The organism is Micromonospora sp. CNZ297 (assembly GCF_007827625.1).
In genome coordinates, this window is sequence record NZ_VISU01000010.1 from 20,902 (window position 1) to 42,299 (window position 21,398).

General features: G+C 71.2%; 22 protein-coding genes. 9 read left to right on the forward strand and 13 right to left on the reverse strand.

Annotated elements, in window-relative coordinates:
- Window positions 1–56: 56 nt before the first annotated feature.
- Entirely contained in the window at window positions 57–881 is an 825-nt protein-coding gene (otsB, locus tag FB454_RS18650) for a trehalose-phosphatase (protein WP_013284061.1), read from the forward strand.
- A 151-nt stretch (window positions 882–1,032) separates the two neighbouring features.
- On the opposite strand, the gene FB454_RS18655 is transcribed toward otsB, so the two are convergent.
- The 4 genes from FB454_RS18655 to FB454_RS18670 form a co-directional block, all read right to left on the reverse strand.
- Window positions 1,033–1,803, reverse strand: coding sequence for an isoprenyl transferase (locus FB454_RS18655; RefSeq protein WP_013284060.1), 771 nt, complete (start codon window positions 1,801–1,803; stop codon window positions 1,033–1,035).
- 31 nt (window positions 1,804–1,834) lie between these two features.
- Window positions 1,835–2,995, reverse strand: a complete 1,161-nt coding sequence (locus FB454_RS18660) for a geranylgeranyl reductase family protein (protein WP_013284059.1) — start codon at window positions 2,993–2,995, stop codon at window positions 1,835–1,837.
- 91 nt (window positions 2,996–3,086) lie between these two features.
- Window positions 3,087–3,944 (reverse strand): hypothetical protein, encoded by an 858-nt coding sequence (locus tag FB454_RS18665; RefSeq protein WP_013284058.1) that lies wholly within the window; start codon window positions 3,942–3,944, stop codon window positions 3,087–3,089.
- 40 nt (window positions 3,945–3,984) lie between these two features.
- Complete coding sequence (locus FB454_RS18670) at window positions 3,985–5,826, reverse strand: phosphoenolpyruvate carboxykinase (GTP) (RefSeq protein ID WP_145823242.1); 1,842 nt, start codon at window positions 5,824–5,826, stop codon at window positions 3,985–3,987.
- 490 nt (window positions 5,827–6,316) lie between these two features.
- Between FB454_RS18670 and FB454_RS18680 the strand changes: the two genes are divergently transcribed.
- Both FB454_RS18680 and FB454_RS18685 read left to right on the forward strand, forming a co-directional pair.
- The gene (locus FB454_RS18680; RefSeq protein WP_013284056.1) at window positions 6,317–6,853 is read left to right on the forward strand and encodes a GtrA family protein; all 537 of its coding nucleotides are present in this window, start codon (window positions 6,317–6,319) and stop codon (window positions 6,851–6,853) included.
- A gap of 62 nt (window positions 6,854–6,915) precedes the next feature.
- The gene (locus FB454_RS18685; protein ID WP_145823243.1) at window positions 6,916–7,611 is read left to right on the forward strand and encodes a GtrA family protein; all 696 of its coding nucleotides are present in this window, start codon (window positions 6,916–6,918) and stop codon (window positions 7,609–7,611) included.
- 56 nt (window positions 7,612–7,667) lie between these two features.
- Here FB454_RS18685 and FB454_RS18690 read toward each other — a convergent pair whose 3' ends face one another.
- Together FB454_RS18690 and FB454_RS18695 are read right to left on the reverse strand one after the other, a co-directional pair.
- Complete coding sequence (locus FB454_RS18690; RefSeq protein ID WP_013284054.1) at window positions 7,668–8,237, reverse strand: PH domain-containing protein; 570 nt, start codon at window positions 8,235–8,237, stop codon at window positions 7,668–7,670.
- A 142-nt stretch (window positions 8,238–8,379) separates the two neighbouring features.
- Window positions 8,380–9,252 (reverse strand): biotin--[acetyl-CoA-carboxylase] ligase, encoded by an 873-nt coding sequence (locus tag FB454_RS18695; protein ID WP_145823244.1) that lies wholly within the window; start codon window positions 9,250–9,252, stop codon window positions 8,380–8,382.
- A 96-nt stretch (window positions 9,253–9,348) separates the two neighbouring features.
- On the opposite strand from FB454_RS18695, the gene FB454_RS18700 reads away from it, so the two are divergent.
- The gene (locus FB454_RS18700) at window positions 9,349–10,932 is read left to right on the forward strand and encodes an acyl-CoA carboxylase subunit beta (RefSeq protein WP_013284052.1); all 1,584 of its coding nucleotides are present in this window, start codon (window positions 9,349–9,351) and stop codon (window positions 10,930–10,932) included.
- A gap of 41 nt (window positions 10,933–10,973) precedes the next feature.
- On the opposite strand, the gene FB454_RS18705 is transcribed toward FB454_RS18700, so the two are convergent.
- The 4 genes from FB454_RS18705 to FB454_RS18720 are packed head-to-tail and all read right to left on the reverse strand — an operon-like array spanning window position 10,974 to window position 14,201.
- Window positions 10,974–11,858, reverse strand: a complete 885-nt coding sequence (locus tag FB454_RS18705; RefSeq protein ID WP_114919454.1) for a hypothetical protein — start codon at window positions 11,856–11,858, stop codon at window positions 10,974–10,976.
- Entirely contained in the window at window positions 11,851–12,354 is a 504-nt protein-coding gene (locus FB454_RS18710; RefSeq protein WP_013284050.1) for a SigE family RNA polymerase sigma factor, read from the reverse strand. Before FB454_RS18710 ends, FB454_RS18705 begins: the two co-directional genes overlap by 8 nt.
- A gap of 59 nt (window positions 12,355–12,413) precedes the next feature.
- Window positions 12,414–13,397, reverse strand: a complete 984-nt coding sequence (locus FB454_RS18715; protein WP_145823245.1) for a 2-dehydropantoate 2-reductase N-terminal domain-containing protein — start codon at window positions 13,395–13,397, stop codon at window positions 12,414–12,416.
- A 60-nt stretch (window positions 13,398–13,457) separates the two neighbouring features.
- Window positions 13,458–14,201 carry a M50 family metallopeptidase gene (locus tag FB454_RS18720; protein WP_145754366.1) on the reverse strand — a complete coding sequence of 248 codons (744 nt, stop codon included), beginning with the start codon at window positions 14,199–14,201 and terminating at the stop codon, window positions 13,458–13,460.
- 100 nt (window positions 14,202–14,301) lie between these two features.
- Here FB454_RS18720 and FB454_RS18725 point away from each other — a divergent pair, with 100 nt between their 5' ends.
- Window positions 14,302–14,850 carry a Uma2 family endonuclease gene (locus FB454_RS18725; RefSeq protein ID WP_013474008.1) on the forward strand — a complete coding sequence of 183 codons (549 nt, stop codon included), beginning with the start codon at window positions 14,302–14,304 and terminating at the stop codon, window positions 14,848–14,850.
- A 128-nt stretch (window positions 14,851–14,978) separates the two neighbouring features.
- Entirely contained in the window at window positions 14,979–15,731 is a 753-nt protein-coding gene (locus tag FB454_RS18730; protein ID WP_013284046.1) for a GH25 family lysozyme, read from the forward strand.
- 64 nt (window positions 15,732–15,795) lie between these two features.
- On the opposite strand, the gene FB454_RS18735 is transcribed toward FB454_RS18730, so the two are convergent.
- A complete protein-coding gene (locus FB454_RS18735; RefSeq protein ID WP_013284045.1) occupies window positions 15,796–16,008 on the reverse strand; it encodes a hypothetical protein in 213 nt (70 codons plus the stop codon).
- A gap of 87 nt (window positions 16,009–16,095) precedes the next feature.
- Window positions 16,096–18,081 (reverse strand): serine/threonine-protein kinase, encoded by a 1,986-nt coding sequence (locus FB454_RS18740; RefSeq protein ID WP_145823246.1) that lies wholly within the window; start codon window positions 18,079–18,081, stop codon window positions 16,096–16,098.
- Window positions 18,082–18,172: 91 nt separating this feature from the next.
- On the opposite strand from FB454_RS18740, the gene FB454_RS18745 reads away from it, so the two are divergent.
- Both FB454_RS18745 and FB454_RS18750 read left to right on the forward strand, forming a co-directional pair.
- On the forward strand, window positions 18,173–18,385 hold the full coding sequence (locus FB454_RS18745; RefSeq protein ID WP_145823247.1) for an acyl-CoA carboxylase subunit epsilon: 213 nt from the start codon (window positions 18,173–18,175) through the stop codon (window positions 18,383–18,385).
- A 102-nt stretch (window positions 18,386–18,487) separates the two neighbouring features.
- The gene (locus FB454_RS18750) at window positions 18,488–18,940 is read left to right on the forward strand and encodes a hypothetical protein (RefSeq protein WP_013284042.1); all 453 of its coding nucleotides are present in this window, start codon (window positions 18,488–18,490) and stop codon (window positions 18,938–18,940) included.
- A 292-nt stretch (window positions 18,941–19,232) separates the two neighbouring features.
- Here FB454_RS18750 and FB454_RS18755 read toward each other — a convergent pair whose 3' ends face one another.
- Window positions 19,233–19,487 carry a hypothetical protein gene (locus FB454_RS18755; RefSeq protein ID WP_145754369.1) on the reverse strand — a complete coding sequence of 85 codons (255 nt, stop codon included), beginning with the start codon at window positions 19,485–19,487 and terminating at the stop codon, window positions 19,233–19,235.
- Between the two features lie 795 nt (window positions 19,488–20,282).
- On the opposite strand from FB454_RS18755, the gene FB454_RS18760 reads away from it, so the two are divergent.
- Window positions 20,283–21,392: a S8 family serine peptidase gene (locus FB454_RS18760; protein ID WP_145754372.1), complete on the forward strand. Its 1,110-nt coding sequence runs from the start codon at window positions 20,283–20,285 to the stop codon at window positions 21,390–21,392.
- Window positions 21,393–21,398 lie beyond the last annotated feature (6 nt).

Here is a 21,398-nt window from a genome sequence, read left to right on the forward strand (position 1 = left end):
CCGACGTCACATCTCGGCCACGAATACGCCGCCCGGCGCGGGGTACGCTGACGCGCGTGCCGCCGTTGAATCTGGGCAACCAGCAGCCGAAGACCCCGTTGAACGCGGAGCACGCATGGCGTGCGACCGCTGACCGCGCGGGTGACGTCGTCCTCTTCTTCGACTTCGACGGCACACTGGCGCCCGTCGACGACGACCCCACGGCCGTACGGCCCGCGCCCAACGTGCTCACCGCGCTGGAGGCGCTCGCCCCGCACGTCCGCCGGATCGCCATCGTCTCCGCCCGCCCGGTGGACTTCCTGCGTGACCACCTCGGCGGCCTCGCCGGCATCGACCTGTACGGGCTCTACGGCCTGGAGCACAGCCACTCCGGCGGCGAGACGGTCACCGAGCCGGCCGCCCTGCCGTGGGTGCCGACCATGTCGGAGCTGGCCGAGCAGGCCCGCGCCGAACTGCCGCCCGGCGCGCTCGTCGAGTTCAAGCGGCTCTCCGTGGCGCTGCACTGGCGTACCGCCCCGCAGCTCGGCGACCTGGTGCAGGAGTGGGGCCGGGCCCAGGCCGAGCGGCTGGGCCTGCGCGCCCAGCCGGGCCGGATGGTGCTGGAACTGAAGCCCCCTGTCGACCGGGACAAGGGCATGGTGATCGGCGAGACGGTCCGGGACGCCGGTGGCGCCTGGTACTTCGGCGACGACGTCTCCGACATCAAGGCGTTCGCCGCGCTGCGCGCCCGCGCCGCCGCCGATCCCGACTTCCTCGGTGTCTGCGTCGCCGTCGCCAACCCGGAGACCGGTCACGAGGTGGCCGACGCCGCCGACCTGACTCTGGACTCCCCGGCCGCCCTGGCCGACTTCCTCACCGCCGCCCTGCCCCACCTCCGCTGACACCCCCGCCCCCGCGGTTTCTCCCCCGCGATCTTGCACTTGCCGCCCCGGCAAAGCAGGGCAAAAGCCCCGCCCTCGGGGCCGAAAGTGCAAGATCGCCGGGGCGAGGGCGGGGCGGGGCGAGAGGGCGGCGGGTGGGGGCGCCCGGGGGTCAGGTGCCGAAGCGGCGCTGGCGGGTGGCGTAGGAGCGCAGGGCCCGCAGGAAGTCGACCTTGCGGAAGTCGGGCCAGTTCAGCTCGCAGAAGTAGAACTCCGAGTGCGCGCTCTGCCAGAGCATGAAGCCGGAGAGCCGCTGCTCGCCACTGGTCCGGATGATCAGATCCGGGTCCGGCAGCCCCTTCGTGTAGAGGTGCTCGGAGATGTGGTCGACGTTGATCGAGGTGGCCAGCTCCTCGATCGTGCCGCCGTTCGCCGCGTGCTCCACCAGCAGCGAGCGGACCGCGTCGGCGATCTCGCGCCGCCCGCCGTACCCGACTGCGATGTTGACCTGAGCCCCGCCGTCGCGGTCGCGGGTGCGTTCCTCGGCGGCCTTGAGCGCGGCGGCGTGCTGCGCCGGCAGCACGTCGAGCGCGCCGACCATCCGCAGCCGCCAGGGGTTGCCCTCCTCCGCCAGCTCGGTGGTGAGGTCCTCGATGATCTGGAGCAGCGGGTCCAGCTCGGCGGCCGGGCGGGACAGGTTGTCGGTGGAGAGCAGCCAGAGTGTGACGTGCCCGACGCCTGCCGCGTCGCACCAGCGGAGCAGCTCCTTGATCCGCTCGGCGCCCATCCGGTGGCCGTCGTTCGGGTCGACGAAGCCCATCTCCCGGGCCCATCTGCGGTTGCCGTCGCACATCACGCCGACGTGTGCGGGTACGGGCTTGCCCGCGAGCTTCGCCGTCAGCCGGCGCTCGTACACGGAGTAGAGGAGTTTCCGCAGAGTCATCACCTTGCAGGGTAGCGACCCGCGGGAGAGATCAGTGTCTCGGTGGCATATCACCTGACTGTGCGCCGGTCCGGCGTGGTCGCGGCAGGTCCGCCCCGATCGCCATCAGGGTGCGCGCGTCCAGCCGGCCGTCACCGAGTCCCAGCTCCACCACGGTGCGGTAGACGCGTTCGTCCCGCCGGGCCGCGCCGACCACCGCGTCGACCACCCGGCGCCGCCGGGCCAGCCACGCCGCCACCGAGCTGTGCCGCAGGTGGGTGCCGAGCCGGGCGCGCAGCGCGGCGGCGTACGCCCGGGCGGCCTCGGCCGGGGAGCCGGCCGCCGCCGCGCCGGCGAGCGCTCCGGAGCGCAGCGCGTAGAAGATGCCCTCGCCGGTGAACGGGTTGATCAGCGACAGCGCGTCCCCGGCCAGCACCACCCGTCCGCGGCCGGGCGCGGGCCGGTGGGTGGACAGCGGCAGGTGGTGGGCCCGCAGGCCGGTCACCGTGGCCGGGTCGACGTCCGGGAGCAGCGCGGCCATCCGGTCCAGCAGGTGCGCGCGGGTCAGCGGTTCGCCGCGCAACACCTCCCCGTACCCGACGTTCGCGCGACCGTCGCCGATCGGAAAGGCCCAGGCGTACGCGGGCCAGCGCGCCGCCGAGGTGACGATGAGCTGTTCGGGCGGCCCGGCCGGTGTGGGCGCGTAGCCCCGGATGGCGAGCGCCAGGTGCCGGTCCGGGTTGACCGGGTGGCCGAGCGCGCGCCGTACCACCGATCCGGCGCCGTCAGCGCCGACCACCGCCCGTGCGGACAGCTCTCCGTCGAGCACCACCCGGTCGGCGGCGATGTCCACCCGGCGTACGGTGTGCCGCCGCAACTCCGCGCCGGCCGCCACCGCCGCTGCCACCAGGCGCGCGTCGAACACCTGGCGGGGCACCGTGTACGCGGGCCGGGGCAGCGTCCGGGCGACGGTGCCGCCACCGGGGCCGACCAGGCGCAGCGCGGGCAGCGGTGCGTAGCCGTCGACCGCCCCGGTCACGCCCAGCTCGGCGAGGACGTCCAGCGCGTGCGCGGCGATGCCGTCTCCGCACGCCTTGTCGCGGGGGAAGTTGGACCGGTCGAGCAGCAGCACCCGCGCCGCCCCGGCCCGCCGCGCGCCGAGCGCTGCGGCCGCTCCGGCCGGCCCGGCCCCCACCACCACGACGTCCCACACCCCCTCATCCTGCCCCGCCGCACCCCGCCCCGGGCGACGATCATGAGGTTGACGGCAGCGAAGGAGATCGAATAAGCCGCCAACTTCATGGTCAACCGAGTGAGGGTGGGTTGCGGGTGGCGCGGTGCAGGGAGTAGAAGGTGAGGGCCGCCGCCGTGACCAGGGGGGCGCCGTCGCGGATCAGGCCGTCGGTGCCGAGCAGCCACCAGCACAGCGGCAGGTCGATCGCCAGGACGCCGAGTGTGACCACTACCAGCGCCCGGCGCGCCCATGCCCGGTCGCGCAGCAGGAAGGCGGTGCAGAACAGCACGGCGTAGCTGACCGCGATCCCGGCGCCGAACCAGAAGATCAATGCCGGTACGGCGGCCAGCCGCCCGTCCAGTACGGCGCCGGTCGCGACGAGCGCCGGCACCAGCATCAGCGGGCTGTAGGTGAACGCCGCGACCCGGGCGGTGAGCAGCCAGCCGTTCGCCTGCGGGCGCTTCGGCGCCATCTCCCGCCAGGCGATCGTCCCGCCCTCGACGACCAGGCCCTTGCGGTGCCGGACCAGGTGCGCGCGGATCGCCTCGGAGCGGTAGAGCAGCACCACCACGGCGACGCAGAGCGCGGTGAGCACGGCGAACCCGACCAGGCCCGGCAGCGCGGGCACCCCCTGCCGGGGCACGATCAGCCGCCCGACCGCGAAGATCGTGGTCACGGCCAGGATCAGCCCGAACGGCCGCGCACCCACCCGGCCCTTGTTCACCTGCCCGATCAGCAGCAGGAAGCCGAGCGACCGGAGCATCGCCCAGCCGGTGCGTACGGCCAGACCGAACTCCTGCTCCGGGGCGTACCAGTAGTTGAGCAGCTCGACCACGACGGTGGCCGCCGCGGTCACGGCGAGCAGCGTGGTGAGCGCCCGGACGGCGGACGGCCGCCGGACCTCGACAGGTTCAGCGGCCGTCCTCATGGCATCCGATGTTGCCCGGCGGGGGCAACAGGCACACCTGTTACTTCTGCGGCTCCGCGTCCAGCCGGGCGCGCAGCGCGTCCAGCTCGGCCCAGAGCACGCCGGGGAGCTTGTCCCCGAACTTCTCGAACCACTCGGTGACCAGCGGCAGCTCGTTGCGCCACTCGTCCGGGTCGACCTTCAGCGCGATCCGGACGTCCTCCGGGGTCATGTCCAGACCCTCGACGTCGAGCGCGTCCTGCGCCGGGACCATGCCGATCGGCGTCTCCACGGCCTCGGCCCGGCCCTCCAGCCGCTCGATGACCCACTTGAGCACGCGGGAGTTCTCGCCGAAGCCCGGCCAGAGGAAGTTGCCCTCGGCGTCCTTGCGGAACCAGTTCACGTAGTAGATCTTGGGCAGCTTGGCCTCGTCGCCGTCCGCGCCCTTGCCCATCTCGATCCAGTGCCGGAAGTAGTCGCCGGCGTTGTAACCGATGAACGGCAGCATGGCCATCGGGTCGCGGCGGACCACGCCGACCGCGCCGGAGGCGGCAGCGGTCGTCTCCGAGGAGAGCGTGGCGCCCATGTAGACGCCGTGCACCCAGTCGCGGGCCTCGGTGACCAGCGGGATGGTGTCCCGGCGGCGGCCACCGAACAGGATCGCGTCGATCGGCACGCCGTTCGGGTCGTAGTAGTCGTCGGCCAGGATCGGGCACTGCGTGATCGGCGTGCAGAAACGGCTGTTCGCGTGCGAGGAGAGGCTCTCGCTCTCCGGCGTCCAGTCGTTGCCCTTCCAGTCGATCAGGTGCGCCGGCGGCTCACCCATGCCCTCCCACCAGATGTCGCCGTCGTCGGTGAGCGCCACGTTGGTGAAGATGGAGTTGCCCCGGTCCAGCGTCCGCATGGCGTTGGCGTTGGTCTTCCAGTCGGTGCCGGGTGCGACGCCGAACAGGCCGTACTCGGGGTTGATCGCGTAGAGGCGGCCGTCCGCGCCGAACCGCATCCAGGCGATGTCGTCGCCGATGGTCTCGACCTTCCAGCCCGGGATGGTCGGCTCCAGCATGGCGAGGTTGGTCTTGCCGCAGGCCGACGGGAAGGCGCCGGCGATGTGGTAGACCTTGCCCTCCGGCGAGGTGATCTTGAGGATCAGCATGTGCTCGGCGAGCCAGCCCTCGTCGCGCCCCATCACGCTGGCGATACGCAGCGAGTAGCACTTCTTGCCGAGCAGCGAGTTGCCGCCGTAGCCGGAGCCGTACGACCAGATCTCCCGGGTCTCCGGGAAGTGCGAGATGTACTTGGTCTCGTTGCACGGCCACGCCACGTCCTGCGCACCCGGCGCGAGCGGGGCGCCGATGGAGTGCAGCGCGTGCACGAAGTCGGCGTCGTCGCCCATCGCCTCCAGGATCGACGACCCCATCCGGGTCATGATCCGCATCGAGGCGACGACGTACGGGCTGTCGGTGATCTCCACGCCGAACATGGGGTTCTCGGCCTCGACCGGGCCCATGCAGAACGGGATGACGTACATGGTGCGCCCGCGCATGCTGCCGCGGTACAGCTCCGTCATCGTCCGCTTCATCTCGGCCGGCGCCATCCAGTTGTTGGTGGGGCCGGCGTCCGCCTCGTCGACGGAGCAGATGAAGGTGCGCTCCTCCACCCGGGCGACGTCCGTGGGGTCGGTACGCGCGTAGAACGAGTTGGGCTTCTTCTCGGGATTGAGGCGGATCAGGGTGCCGTTCTCGACGAGTTCGTCGGTGAGGCGGCGCCACTCCTCATCAGACCCGTCCACCCAGACCACACGGTCCGGGGTGGTCAGTTCCGCGACCTCACGTACCCAGGCGAGCAGCTTGGGGTTGGACGTCGGGGCCTGATCGATACCCCGAACAGCAGCCGGAGCAACCATGTCACTTCTCCTTGTGGTCGACGCTGACCGATCTATGGGGTGCACGAGTTCCGGCGGGCTGGTACGCCGCCTCGTGGAAACCTGGGATTGGGCTCAGCGTAAACCGGACTGCCTCGTCAGTCAGTGGGACTGGTTGTGAAGAACTGCACAAGGTACGGCCACGCTGCGGCATCACGATCTGATACCCGCTTTCGCGCGCAGTTTCACGCAAATCCTGCGGTGAACCTTCGACGGCCGGGTCCGGCACCGAGTGACCGCGACGCCCGATCGCGTTGAAGCGTACGAACATGTCGCGAAAGACGATTCCGTGATGCGCTCCACAGATTCGCACAGCGCGTTACGCTCTGCTCACGGACATCGAGAACGGGCGACGCCTCTCCGACCCAGGCAGCCCGAGCGCGACGGCCGCGGCGAAGCCGTCGTGGCCGACTCGCCGTTGCAGTCCGCCCGGTTACCGCGCAACCGGTACTCTCGGCGGGTGGCCGCGACGATGACCGGAGACCAACCGGGGGCTCCGCAGACCCGCCGGGGTCCGATCGGAGCACTGCTCGACCGTTTCGGTCACCTCATCCACGAGCTGAGCAAGTTCGCCACCGTCGGCGGCCTGGCCTTCGTCGTGGACTTCATCCTCTTCAACTACCTGTCCAGCGGCCGGGACATGGCGCCGCTGGCCGCGAAGACCATCTCCACGGTGATCGCCGCGACCGTCGCCTTCCTCGGCAACCGGTTCTGGACGTGGCGGCACCGGCAGCGGTCGAACCCGGCCCGCGAGTACGCGCTGTTCTTCTTCTTCAACGCGGTCGGCCTCGGCATCGCGGTGGCCTGCCTGGCGATCAGCCACTACGGGCTGGGTGCGATCTGGCCCGCGGTGTTCCAGACGCCCCTGGCCGACAACATCGCCAGCTTCGTCGTCGGCACCGGCCTGGGGACGCTCTTCCGGTTCTGGTCGTACCGACGGTTCGTCTTCGTCGAGGCGGGAACACCTCCCGTTCCGGCAACGAGCCACGACCGAGAGTCCGGGGCGTGACGAACCGCCCATCCCGACCCGCCGGGCCCAGCCGGCCCAGCCAACTGCCTAAGGTGTTCCGCATGCCTGGAGTCCGTCTGCTGCCCGAGCGCTGGCAGAAGTTCATCCACGAGGCGCTCAAATTCGGCATCGTCGGCGGCATCAACACCGTCATCAATTACGCGGTGTTCAATGCGCTGGCACTCACGGTTTTCCGTGACGGTCAGCTGAAGGCGACAGTGATCGCGACGATTGTCGCCACGATCACGTCGTATCTGATGAATCGTCACTGGACGTACCGTGATCGACCGAAATCGGCACTCCGGCGCGAATACGTCCTGTTCTTCCTCTTCAACGGCGCGGGTCTGCTCATCGAACTCGGCGTCCTGGCCCTGGCCAAGTACGGCCTCGGCGTACACGGCCTGCTCGCGCTGAACGTCGCCAAGACCATCGGTGTCCTGCTGGCCACGCTGTTCCGCTTCTGGTCGTACCGCACGTTCGTCTTCCAGCCGGTACCCAAGCACGCCGAGGAGACCTGGCACTCGGTGCCGCGTGACGAGTGGGACAACGTCGCCGAGATGGACCCGGTGGCCGAGCTGGCCGAGTCGGTCAGCGAGCTGGAGGAGGAGGAACCAGCTCCGGGCGCCGGCCGGGTGGCCGACTTCCCGCCACCGCGTGGCCGCCCCGCACCGGCGGACGCCGGACTGGGTGGCGCGCTCGGCGCCGACCTGGACGCCGAACTCGCCGCGGAACTCGAGCCCCGCCGCGCCCGCCGCTGAACGACGAAAGGCCGGCACCCCTGACACGGGGTGCCGGCCTTTTCCGTCGGTCAACGTCAGGGCTGGTCGCGCAGGGCCTTGCCCTCGGTCATGTCGGCCAGGATCTCGCGCATCTCGCCGTCACCCAGGCTGTGCTTGTCGTGGTGCGCCTCGACCAGCTCGTAGAGCTTCGTCTGAACCTTGTCCACGCCCGGCACGTCGTGCAGCACCGACTGGCCGCGCTCACCCGCCGACTCGATGGTCAGCGTGCCGCAGCCGAGCAGCCGCTCCACGAAACGCTGGTGCATGGCGTGGTCGTTGATCCGGGTCAGCGGCAGGTCCCGCCGGTTACGCGACAGCACCCCCTGCTGGAGCAGCACCCGCTCGTTGGTGAACAGGTAGTGCGTGGTGCGCCAGACCAGGAACGGCCACAGACCCAGCCACAGCACCAGTGCCAGGCCGACCACCGCGATCGCGTAGAGCGCGATCGTGCCGCCGCTGCCGTCGGGCAGCAGGAGCCACCCGGCGACGACCGCCGCGACGGCGAGCACGAGCACCAGGACCGGCCGGATCAGGGCCTTCCAGTGCGGGTGCAGGTGCAACACGACGTGCTCGTCCTCGGTGAGCACGTCTTCGGGGAACGCCACGGCTGAACCTCCTCGCAGAACCGGACGCGCTGACCGTAACCGGTCGGCGCATCCGGCCGGCATCGGCCGCGCGGACGGCTACCCGTGGTTGTTAACAGGGGGCCCTTCCTCTACCGGAGGCGTTAAGAGGGTGCCCTTCCTTTCACCGCAGGTGCAGCACGTCGCCTGCGGCCAGCCGCAGCGTCTCGGCGCCCGTCTCGACCAGGAGCTGCCCGTCGGCGTCCACGCCGGTGGCGGTGCCGTGCGCCTCGCGGCCGTCGGGCAGCAGCACCCGCACCTGGCGCCCGACGGTGGCGCACCCCGCCAGGTACGCCTCACGCAGCCCGCTGGCCTCCGCGTCGCCTCCGGCGTCACGCCAGCGCTCGTACCAGTCGGCGAGCGAGCGCAGCAGCGCCCGCAGCAGCGGATCGCGGTCGGTGGCGGTGGCGCCGGCGAGCTGGAGCGAGGTGGCGGGCAGCCCGGTCGGGTTCTCGGGCAGCTCGTCGGCGCGCAGCGTCACGTTCAGCCCGACACCGACCACGATCGCGGGGGGCATGTCGTTCTCCCCCGGCACCGCCTCGGCCAGCACCCCGGCGCACTTCGCACCGTCCACCAGCAGGTCGTTGGGCCACTTCAGCCGCGCGTCCAGCTCGGCCAGCAGCCGTACCGCCTCGGCCAGCGCGACACCGGCCAGCAGCGGCAGCCAGCCGTACCCGGTGGTGGGCACGGGCGACCAGCCGCGCTCCGCGACCGCCTCGCCGGGCCGCAGCAGCACGCTCGTCGCGAGACCGGCGCGCGGCGGCGACTGCCAGACGCGGCCCCGGCGGCCGCGGCCGGCGGTCTGCCGCTCGGCGACCACCACCAGGCCCTCCGGCTCGCCGGCCCGCGCCGCGGCCACCACGTCCGCGTTCGTCGAGCCGGTCTCGGCCAGCAACTCCAACCGGCGCCAGGGCCCGTGCGGCGCGACGAGCGCGCGCCGCAGCCGGGCCGCCGACAGCGGCGGTCGGTCCAGATCGGTGTACGGCGAACCGGGCATCCCGCCAGCCTACGGCCACCGGGTCCGCCGGTCGCCGCGAAGCGGTGAGGCGCACTGCACAGCCTCAGACACCTGAACCATCGTTATATTCCACGGGTGACTACCGAGACCGGGTTCAACATCCACACGACCGCCGGCAAGCTGGCGGACCTGGAGCGACGGCTCGACGAGGCGGTGCACGCCGGGTCGGCACGCGCGGTCGAGAAGCAGCACGCGCGGGGCAAGAAGACCGCCCGCGAGCGGATCGAGATGCTCCTCGACGAGGGCTCGTTCGTCGAGCTGGACGAGTTCGCCCGGCACCGCTCGACCAACTTCGGGCTGGAGAAGACCCGCCCGTACGGGGACGGCGTGGTGACCGGCTACGGCACCGTGGACGGCCGGCAGGTCTGCGTCTTCTCGCAGGACTTCACCGTCTTCGGCGGCTCCCTCGGCGAGGTCTTCGGCGAGAAGATCGTCAAGCTGATGGACCTCGCCATGAAGATCGGCTGCCCGGTCGTCGGCATCAACGACTCCGGCGGCGCGCGGATCCAGGAGGGCGTCACCTCCCTCGGCCTCTACGGCGAGATCTTCTTCCGCAACGTCCGGGCCAGCGGCGTCATCCCGCAGATCTCGCTGATCATGGGCCCGTGCGCGGGCGGCGCCGTCTACTCCCCGGCGGTCACCGACTTCACCGTCATGGTCGACCAGACCTCGCACATGTTCATCACCGGCCCCGACGTGATCAAGACGGTCACCGGCGAGGACGTCGGCATGGAGGAACTGGGCGGCGCCCGCACCCACAACACCCGCAGCGGCAACGCGCACTACCTCGGCACCGACGAGGAGGACGCGATCGAGTACGTCAAGGCGCTGCTGTCGTACCTGCCGTCGAACAACCTGGACGAGCCGCCGGTCTTCGACGCGCCCGCGATCCTCGACGTCACCGATGAGGACCGGGAGCTGGACACGCTGATCCCGGACTCGGCGAACCAGCCGTACGACATGCACCGGGTCATCGAGCACGTGCTCGACGACGGCGAGTTCCTCGAGGTGCAGCCGCTGTACGCGCAGAACATGGTGGTCGGTTTCGGCCGCGTCGAGGGGCGCCCGGTGGGCGTGGTGGCGAACCAGCCGATGCAGTTCGCCGGCACGCTCGACATCGCCGCGTCGGAGAAGGCGGCCCGGTTCGTGCGCACCTGCGACGCGTTCAACGTCCCGGTGCTCACCTTCGTCGACGTGCCCGGTTTCCTGCCCGGCACCGGCCAGGAGTGGGACGGCATCATCCGCCGCGGCGCGAAGCTCATCTACGCGTACGCCGAGGCCACCGTCCCGAAGGTCACAGTCATCACCCGCAAGGCCTACGGCGGCGCGTACGACGTGATGGGCTCCAAGCACCTCGGCGCGGACCTGAACTTCGCCTGGCCGACCGCGCAGATCGCGGTGATGGGCGCGCAGGGCGCGGTGAACATCCTCTACCGCTCGGAGCTGGCGAACGCCGAGGACCCGGCCGCCGTCCGCGCCGAGAAGATCGCCGAGTACGAGGACACGCTCGCCAACCCGTACATCGCCGCCGAGCGCGGCTACGTCGACGGGGTGATCCCGCCGCACGAGACGCGTACCCAGATCGTGCGGGCGCTGCGGGTGCTGCGCACCAAGCGCGAGACGCTGCCGCCGAAGAAGCACGGCAACATCCCGCTGTAGCCGACCTGGTGCCCCGCCACCGAGTCGGCGGGGCACCGGCGTCAGCAGCCCGGGTTCGCGGCCACGCACATCCGCTCGGCCGCGACCCGCGCCATCTGCCGTACCTGTTCCTCGGTCACCCTGGCCTCGGGCACCTGGCCCTGGGGCAGGTCGGTCCGCAGCCGGCCGGACGGGATCAGCACCGTCACCAGGTCACCCACCCTTACGACCAGCCGGTCCTCGTACAACGGCGTATAGCCGGGCGGCCGGCCGGTCGCCTGGTCCGGCGGCACGCTCGCCTCGTGGCGCAGCAGCAGCGCCTGATCTCCGGCGAAGCCGCTCGCCGCGACGTACCAGCGGTGCACGACCTCGGCGCTGACCATCCCCCGCTCGGTGTAGGCCTGGCCCGTCGTCCGCCACGCGCCGCAGGCCGCGACAGTGCCCTCCAGGTCGGTGACGAACCGGCCCGCCGCCCCGGGTTCCATCCGGTAGACCTCTTGGGTGAGGACCGATCCGACGGTGGTCGCGGGCTCGGTCGGCGGTTCCATCAGGGTCTGCGACCGCGAGTAGCGCGAGCGCGGTTCCTCGGCCGGCCGCCCCTGTTCCCGGGCGCAGACCTGGAGGAGGTCGTCGACCCGGACCGGCTCGTCGAGGCCGGTCTCGCTGAGCCGCTCGCCTGTGGGAACGGGGATGTCGGCCGGTTCCAGCATCGCCTCGGCCACGATCTCCCCCGGCCCGTCGACGGCGCCGGCGGGCGGTAGCGGCGCACCGCCCCGATCCACGAGGGTCGCGGTGAGCGCCGCGACGACCACCACCGAGACCGCGGCGAGCGCGGCGGAGCGCCGGCTGCGCCGCCGGGCCGTGGCCCGGATCGCCTCCGGCTCCGGCCAGGTGACGTTGCGCAGGTCCCGGTGCAGCAACTCCACGAGCGCGACGTCGTCAGGCATCTGCCGCCTCCTCTTCCAGGTCCACCACGGCGAGCAGCCCGGCGAGCGCGGTCCGCCCCCGGGACAGCCGGGCCTTGACGGTGCCGATCGGGGCCTCGGTCTCCCGCGCCACCTCGGCGACCGGCATGCCGAGCAGGTAGTGCATGGCGATCGCGGTGCGCTGGGCCTCGGGCAGCCGGCGCAGCGCGGCGACCACGTCCAGCGTCTCGGTGCTCGGCGCCGGCACGTCCGCCACCGCGCCATGGCGCAGGTAGGCACGGGCCCGGCTGCGCAGGCTGCGCCAGCGGCTCACCGCGATCCGGCTCGCCACCACCCGTACCCATGCCTCCGGGTCGTCGTACGCACGCACTGTGGACCACCGCTGCCAGGCCCGGATGTACGCCTCCTGCACGGCGTCCTGCGCCTCGGCGAGGTCGCCGGTGAGCACGTAGACGAAGCCGAGCAGCCGCTGCCGGCTGCCCCGGTAGAACTCGTCGAAGCCGTCGCTGTCGGGCACCTGCCACCTCCCCGTGTTCGTGAGGGGACACGCCTGGCGGCGCGGCGCGGGTTGCCCGCTCAGCCGAGCAATTTCTCCAACTCGCCGAGCGGGAAGCCGCCGGCCGGGATCCGGTCCTGGACCGCCCGGCGTACCGCGGTCTGCACCGCCGCGTTGGCCGGGGTCGGTACGCCGTGCAGTCGCCCGAGCAGCACGATCTCGCCGTTGAGGTGGTCGGTCTCGACCGAGCCCGCACCACGGGCCAGGCTCTGCCAGGTGGAGCCGCCGGAGCGCTCCGCGCCGCCGACCGGCCGGTGCGACACCAGGTCACCGCGTTCGGCGGCCTCCTCCTCGACCGAGGTGTGGGCGATGCCGGCGGCCGCGAGCGCCGCCTCGCCCTCGGCGCGTACCCGTTTCGACAGGGCTTCGGGCACGTCCCGGCCGAGCAGCGCCTGGAGGCCGTTGCCGAGGTTGGCGAGCAGCTTGCCGTACTTCCAGCGCATCACGTCGTCGCGCACCGGCGCGACGAACCCGGCGGCGGTCAGGTCGGCGGCGACCGCGCGGCTGGTGTCGTCGGCGCCGCTCGGGTAGCGGCCGATGTGCAGCATGCCCGGATGCGGATGGCCGTTGGCGACCACCACGCCCGGCTCCAGGTGGGTGGCGGGCAGCCACACGCACACCGGGTGTACGCGGGCGAAGCGCCGCAGCGCGGCCGGCTCGTTCGCGACGCCGTTCTGGGCCAGCACGACCGGCAGCCGTTCGCCCGCCGTCCCGCCACCCTCGACCGGGGCGTCCGCCCAGACGTCGAGCGCCGACACGGTGTCCTGCGACTTCACGGTGAGGACCAGCACTGTGTCCGCCGGCAGCGGCGGCCCGTCCGGCCCGGCCACCGCCGGGAGCCGGCCGGTCACGTCACGGTCCGGCGTGCGCAGCGTCAGACCCCGCTCCCGGAGCGCGCCCAGGTGCGCGCCGCGGGCCACGAGCGTCACGTCGTGGCCGGCGTCGGCCAGGAGTACGCCGATGGTGCCGCCGACCGCGCCCGCTCCGATGATCACGTATCGCACGGTCCGATTCTGCCCTGCCGCGAGGCGACCCGCTCCGGGACGAGATGCGGTTCGGCTCGGTCAGGCGGTGAGGCCCGATTCGGCGAGGATCGGGCCGGCCAGCAGCAGCGCTCCGGCGGCGAGTGCGCCCACGCTCACCAGCAGGAACACGCCCACCCAGAACAGCGCCGGGAACGGCGTGATCCGGGCGAGCTGGTCGGCGTCGGACTGCGGCATCCGGCCCCGGGCGCGTTGCCTGTGCAGCTCGAACACCGGCCGTACGCCGCCGATCAGCAGGAACCAGACCGACGTCCAGGCGAACGCGGCCTGCACCTCGGGCGAGGTGTACCAGGAGACGGCGAGCACCACCCCACCGGTGACAAGCAGCGACAGCACGCCGAACAGGTTGCGGATCATCACCAGCATGGCCAGCAGCAGCGCCACCGCGAGCCAGAGCAGCAGCGTGATCCGGTTCCCGGCCAGCAGCCACGCGCCGCCGAGGCCGAGCAGCGACGGCGCGACGTATCCGGCGAGCAGCGTGAGGATCATGCCGGGCCCGGTGGGACGGCCGGCGGAGAGCGTGAGCCCGGAGGTGTCCGAGTGCAGCCGGATGCCGTGCAGCCGCCGGCCGGTGAGCAACGCGACGAGCGCGTGGCCGCCCTCGTGCGCGATGGTCACCGCGTTACGGGCGATCCGCCAGGGCAGCCGGGCCACGACCACCGCGAGCGCGACCACGGCGGTGAGAACCACGAGCAGCGGCGGCGGGTCCGGCTGGGCGCTGGTCAGCGTGTCCCAGAGCGTGGTGAGACCGTCGATCAGGGGCATGGGCGGGGAGCCTACCGCCCCGAGCCGTGTCGTTCGACCGGCGTGCTCCCGCAGCCGGTCAGACTTGGCCGGGCAGTTACTGGAACGGAGATGATGTCGGGTGGATTCGGTAACTGGTGCGTCCGTGACCCCGCTGACCGAGGCCGATTATCTCGCGATGGGCGACGGTCACCACCGCGTCGAACTGTTCGACCGAGGACTGGTCGTCAGCCCCGCCCCGGACCTGCGGCATCAGCGGGTGGTGCGCCGGTTGGCGAACGCCGTCGAGTCGGTGGCCGCGCCGGTCGGGTTCTGCGTCCATCACGGCGTCAACGTTCGGCTCGGCGTCGACCGGATCATGATCCCCGACCTCGTCGTCACAGATGCCGACGACGAGGGCGCGATCCTGGACGCGGAACGTGTGGCGCTGGTCGGCGAGGTCGTCTCGCCCCGGAACTCCGGAGTCGACCGGGTGTTGAAGATGCAGCTCTACGCGATCGCCCGGATTCCGTGGTACCTGCTCGTCGAGCAGGACGGCGACAGCCACTCGCTGCGGCTGCACCGGCTCGACGGCGCGCACTACGTCGAGGATGCCGTCGCCAAGGCAGGTGAGACGCTCAGTGTCACCGAGCCGTTCCGCTGGGCGATGGACCCGAGCGACCTGCGCTGATCCGCAACTGTCGCGCCACCTGGGCGAACGACGGCCGTCGATGAAGATTTCCTTTCTTCCTATTGCGATCTAGGGCACTAACCTCCAAAGATGGGCATCAATCAACGGACGTCCCTCTGGAGGCAACCATGGCCCGTACCAGACTCTCCGTACGCCGGCTTCTCGCCGCCGGCCTGGCCGCCGCCGCCACCGCGGCCGCGGCCCTCGTGGCGACCGCCGGACCGGCCGCCGCCGCGACCACGCCCGGGATCGACGTCTCCCGGTACCAGGGCAGCATCAACTGGACCAGCGTGCGCAACTCGGGCATCCAATTCGCCTTCATCAAGGCCACCGAGGGTACGAGCTACAAGGACCCGAACTTCAACGCGAACTACGTCAACGCGTACAACGCCGGGGTGATCCGCGGGGCGTACCACTTCGCCCGGCCGAACATCTCCGCCGGTTCCACCCAGGCCAACTACCTGGCCAGCAACGGTGGCGCCTGGTCGGCCGACAGCCGTACGCTTCCCGCCGCGCTGGACATCGAGGGCAACCCGTACAGCGGCGGCTACTGCTACGGCCTGAGCACCACCGGCATGCGCAACTGGATCCAGGACTTCCTGAACACCTACCGCTCCCGCACCGGCCGGTACGCGGTCATCTACACCACCACGAGCTGGTGGAACCAGTGCACCGGCAGCTGGACCGGCCCGTGGGCCAACCACCCGCTGTGGCTCGCCCGGTGGGCCAGCGCGCCGGGCACGCTGCCGGCCGGCGCCCCGTTCTGGAGCTTCTGGCAGTACACCAGCACCGGCTCCGTCTCCGGGATCAGCGGCAACGTCGACCGCAACTACTGGAACGGTGACCGCAGCCGGCTGATCGCGCTGGCCAACAACACCTGACCGGCGCGCGAAAGCAATGGGACCGCCTCGTCACGAGGCGGTCCCGCTGTCGTCCTACCCGAGGTCAGGCTCTGCGGCGCGCGGTGGCCGGGACGGGCACCGGCGTCCGGCGCATCAGGCGCCACGCCGCCACACCGGCGACAGTGAGCGTCAGCACGCCGAGGACCGCGACCGGCGCGGACAGGCCGGCGCTGATCAGGAGCAGTACGACGTCGCCGAGCGCCACGAGCATCCACAGTGCCAGCCGCGGGCCGGTGTACCTCCGTCGGTAACCCATGTCGCGCTTCCTTCCGTCGTCGGAGGGATTCATACCCCCGACGACGGAAAGCCATGCGAGCGAGTTTCGTAACCGCGGGATTCCCGGTCAGTTCTTGCGGTCCGGCACGAAGCCCTTGGTGATGATCTCCCAGTTGGCCAGGTTGGCGTCCCAGTCCTTTGCGGGCACCTCCCAGCGCAACGCGAAGCCCCGGTTGCTGGCGGTCGCCACACCCCGGTTGCGGACGTGGAAGCGGGTGTCGCCGTTGCGCGTCTCCAGCCAGTCCCAGTCGGCGCAGGTGCGGTAGTAGCCGTCGCACTTGGTGATGCCGACCAGCTTGTAGCCCCGCACACGCGACGCGCGGTACGGCTCCTGTTTCTGCCAGTCGGTGTACGCGTCGGGCTTCGGATCGGACGTCCACTGGATGAACAGCACCCGCCGGCTGCCGCCGACCTCGTAGAGCACGACGTTGTCCCCGCCGACCCGCGCCTGGAAGTTCTCCGGGATCGGCACCTTGAAGCCGTTCGGGCCGGTGTAGAGGCGCCAGCCGGCCGGCAACGCGGCCCCGGACGCCGACGGGCTGGCCGACGGCGTGGGGCTGGCCGACGCACTGGCCGCCGGAGCGCTCGGCGACGCGCTCTCGCTCGGCGCGGGCGGCGGCGCCGCCGACGCCGAGGTGCCGGCCGTCGGCTCACCGCCGTCGCCGTCGTCACCGCTGTTCAGCAGCGGCACGGCCACCACCAGGCCGACGAGCAGCAGCAGGACCAGTGCGCCGATCAGCAGGTTGCGCCGGTTGGGCGCGGACTTCTCGACCGGCAGCACCGCCGCCCGGCCGGTCGACGGCGCGGGATCGGCTGAAGCCGGAGCCGGGCTGACCGGCGCGGAGCCGGACGCGGCCGGGCTCACCGGCGCCGGGGTGTCGGTGACCGGCTCGCCGTCGAGCCGCGTCTCGTCCAGCGCCGGGTCGACGCCGTCCACCCGGGCCTCGTCGTCCACAAGCGTCTCGTCGGTCGAGGGCGCCAGGTCGAGCTTCGCCGTCGGGTCGGCGGGCGGCGGGGTCACCTTCGCGGTGGGACCGGCGTCCGAGGTGGTCGCCGGCACCTTCGCCGTCGGGTCGGCGGCTGCCGCCGTACCCCCGGTTGCGGCGACCCCGGACGCGGCGCGTTCGGCCTGGTCGGCCGGGCGCGGCGCGGGCACCAGCGGCGGGCGCGGCACGCGCGGACCGTTCGGCCCGGGCCGGCGTACGCCGTCCAGCAGCGAGATGCTCTTGGCCCGCCGGCCGGCGGCCTTGCGCAGCATGCGCTCGGCCACCTCGGCGGTGATCCGCTCGTCCGGGTCCTTGCGCAGCAGGCCCTGGAGCACCGGCTTGAGCGGCCCGGCGTTGCGCGGCGGCGGCATCGGCTCGGTGGCGAGCGCGGCGAGCGTGGCGATCGCCGACGGGCGCGCGTACGGCGACTTGCCCTCGACCGCCGCGTAGAGCGTGGCGCCGAGCGACCAGAGGTCGGCCTCCGGGCCGGCAGTGCCGTCGCGGGCGCGCTCCGGCGAGATGTACGCGGGCGAGCCCAGCACCATGCCGGTGCGTGTCACGTTCGGGTCGCCGGGGATGGTGGCCAGCCCGAAGTCGGTGAGCACCACGCGGCCGTCCTCGCCGAGCAGCACGTTGCCCGGCTTGACGTCGCGGTGCATGATCCCGGCCTTGTGCGCGGCCTTCAGCGCGTTCAGCACGCCGAGGCCGATCTCGACCGCCTTCGCCACCGAGACCGGGCCGTCCTCGGCGATGGTGTCCTGCAACGACTTCGACGCCACGTACTCCATGACGATCCACGGATCGCCGTCGGTGCGCAGCACGTCGAAGATGCGGACCACGTTGACGTTGTTGAGCCGGGCGATCGCCCGCGCCTCACGCAGCGAGCGCTCACGCATCTCGCGGCGCTCCTCCGGGGTGAGGCCGGGGGGCGGGACCAGTTCCTTGATGGCCACGTCCCGGTGCAGCACCTCGTCCCGCGCCTTCCAGACGCGGCCCATGCCGCCTTGACCGAGCGGCGTGAGAAGCCGGTATCGGTCGGCGACGAGTTGGGGGAGCGCGTTCGACATCGCAGAAACCGTACCCGGCCGCTGCGACGCCCACACCGTCGGCACGCCACTGTACGGCGAAGGTCGAATTCGCGACGCGTACCCTTGGGTCATGTCTGCCGAGGAGCCGCTGTTCCGGATCGTCCGTGGCGTGCCCACCGCCGAGGAGCTGGCCGCTCTGGTCGGCGCGATCGTGGTCCGCACCCGCCCGGCCCAGGCCGCCGCGCCGGCCCCCGTGTCGCAGTGGGCGCGCAGCGCACGCCCCACCCTGGCCGGGCCCGTCGCGGGGCCCGGCGCGTGGCGGGCCTCCGGCCTCCCCCGCTGAGCTCACCTCCCGCCCGCGGCGACGGGGGCGGGGCTGCCGGGATCAGCGTCGAGCCATTAACCTCACTCAGGGAAACCGTGTGGTGACGGGCAGGAGGCTCCGATGATCCCGGAGGACAACCAGCCAGCCGGCTGGCTGCGCGGCTACGGCGGCATCGAGGCCGACATCCGGCAGATGCGGGAGTTCGCCGACCGCCTCCAGGACGAGGTGACGCGCAACTACTCGCCGCACCTGTCCTACATCGCCGACGACATGAAGGCGCCGGTGCCCAACCCGGCCGACGCCTTCATCGAGCTGGTCCAGTTCCTCCAGGCCCACCACGACACCCAGACCGCCGCGGTGAGCGCCGTGTGGGATCTCGCACCGGCGACCGGCCGCCTCGCCGACGCCGCCGGGCGGATCGCCGCCCACTACGGCGACGCCGACGCGTTCTCCTCCGCCCGAGTGGCCGACGTCGAACGAGCGCTCGCCGGGCCGTCGAGCACCGTCGCCCGCCCGATGCCGCCACTGGCCGACCCCACCGCCCCCGAACAGAGCCGGGTGATCCTGCCGTGATCGAACGGGGCAGCGGACGCACCTCCGGGCTGACCGACTGGCGGCTGATGGACGTCCTCAGCATGTGGGCGTGCGTGCAGGACCAGGACACCGCCGGCCAGTGGAAGCAGGTAGCCGGCTGGCGCAAGGTCTGCGACCTCGCCCTGGCCCACCTGAGCCGCCTTCGGGAATACCGGCGCGGCCTGGCCGAGGCCTGGCCGCCGGAGACCAACACCGCCGCGCGGGCGTACATCGCCGAACTCGACCAGCTCATCGACCGCGTGCAGCGCACCCACGACGCCGCCGCCGCGAACTACGACGCGTTGGCGGCCGCCGCCCGCGCCATCGGCAGCGCGCGGGCCGAACTGCAGCCGCTGCACGAGGAGTACGCGAAGAAGCTGCGGCAGAAGCAGGCGTACGAGGCGACGATCGCCGACCCGAAGGCGGTGGCGGGCAGCCGGTTGCCGGAACGTCCCCCGGTGACGGACGACGACTTGGAGCAGTTGAACGTCCGGGCGCGCGGACTGATGACGGGACTGAGCGGCGAACTCCAGCACGCCCAGGTCATGCTTCGCCAGCCACCACCGAAGCCGGTACCAAAGGTAGATGACATTTCCGCGCGGCCTGGGACGGAGGTTGTCGCACCCGTGATCCCGCCGATTATTGCGGTACCACTACCGGCAACCCCTCCTGCTAGGACGAACCCGCCGCGCACTACCACCCAGACCACGCCCATGCTTCCAGCGCCCAGCACTGGTCCGATATTGGGCGGCGTGGGCAGCGTAGTGAATCCACCGCCTCCATCTCCGGCCTTGCCAAGCCCTCCGACCGCTCTGCCAAGCACTCCATCGGCCACAGGCATCAACCCTGTGCTGCCTCCTTCGGTAAGGCCAGGACCTCCGCGCCCGAATCAGATGCAAGGAAGTCCGATATCTGGATCCGTCCCACCTGCCAGCCCTACACGCTCAGCACCAATAGGAGGGCTGATAGGCGGCAACATTCCTCCGGGCTTGGCTCAACCGACCAGCGGCGGTCCTCGTAGGGTAAATCCCGTGGGCGGCGTCATTGGTGGCGGAGCAGCCGGGACAGCTCCCACTGGAGGGGCGGGATCCCGACCAGGAGCGGGGCGGAATGCGCAGCACATTAACGCTACGAACCTGCATCCTCTCGGCGGCAGTCCCACTACAGCAGGATCCGGCAGCTTCGGGCCTCTAAAGAGGGCATCCAAGAAGCCGGACGAGGAAGGCACCTGGGACTCCGATAATCCGTGGAGGACTAGCGAGGGGGTCGATCCCGTTGTACAGGCACCCGAAGATGAGGGGCCGATAGACCCGGGTCCGGCAATCGGCCTTCCTCGTTGAACATGCCGCGACTCCAAGCTGTTGCATCTGCCGTCCTGCTAATGGCCAGCTCTTTCCATATAGGCGGCAGCCCTCTTGGAGGGCAGTCAAACCAGTGGCACCTGCAATACCTGCAAGCATCCAAAGCACACACCATCAGCCGCGGCGAGCGTGTTGTTGTTGCTGTTCCTGACAGCGGAGTGACCACGCATCCAGACCTTGCGAACAACTTGATGCCAGGCACCGACGTTATTCCGGGCGGCTCCGGAAACGGGCAACAAGATAAGGACGGACACGGAACTGGCATGGCCGGGTTAATAGCGGCCAATGGACAAAACACCCACAGCGCCCTTGGCATAGCCCCGCAGGCGAAGATATTGCCGATCTACACGTCTCCAGCTCACGAGGACGGCACATCCGCCGCCCTCGCAATGGCCATTCGCTACGCGATCGAAAACCACGCTCAGGTAATCAGCGTATCGCTGACAGCCGGGGCTGATATTGAGCTACAACAAGCAGTCAGGGCTGCACTTAGCGCCGACATCGTTGTCGTCGCGGCAGCCGGCAACACTTCCAAATCCCCGCTCGTTGGCTACCCCGCTCGCGAGCCAGGCGTGATCGCTGTCGGCGGAATTGATCGACAGGGAAACCATGCTGACATCTCAGTCACCGGGCCAGAAATTGATGTCGTAGCGCCGGCTGTTGACATCTATAGCACCGGACTCAACAAGGGCTATCGAGTCGGCACCGGCACGTCGGATGCGACTGCGATCGTTGCCGGGGCTGCTGCTCTCATCCGCTCCAAGTACCCCAACCTCCCTGCCCAGGAAGTCGCCCACCGGCTGACCGCCACCGCCGTCGACAAGGGGCCACCCGGCCGCGACGACCAGTACGGCTACGGCGTGATCGACCTGGTCGCCGCGCTCACCGCCGACGTTCCCCCGCTCGGCTTCGAGTCCTCCAACGTCACGCCACCGGCGTCAGCGGAGGCAGCACCCGACAAGGGCGACGACGGCAGCGCGACCGTACGCGGGCTCGCCACGCTCGGTGTGCTGGTGGCGGCGGGCGGCGGGTACCTGTTCTGGCGGCGCCGCCGACGTGCCGACGACCCGCCGCCGAGGGTCAGCCGGTAGCGTCGG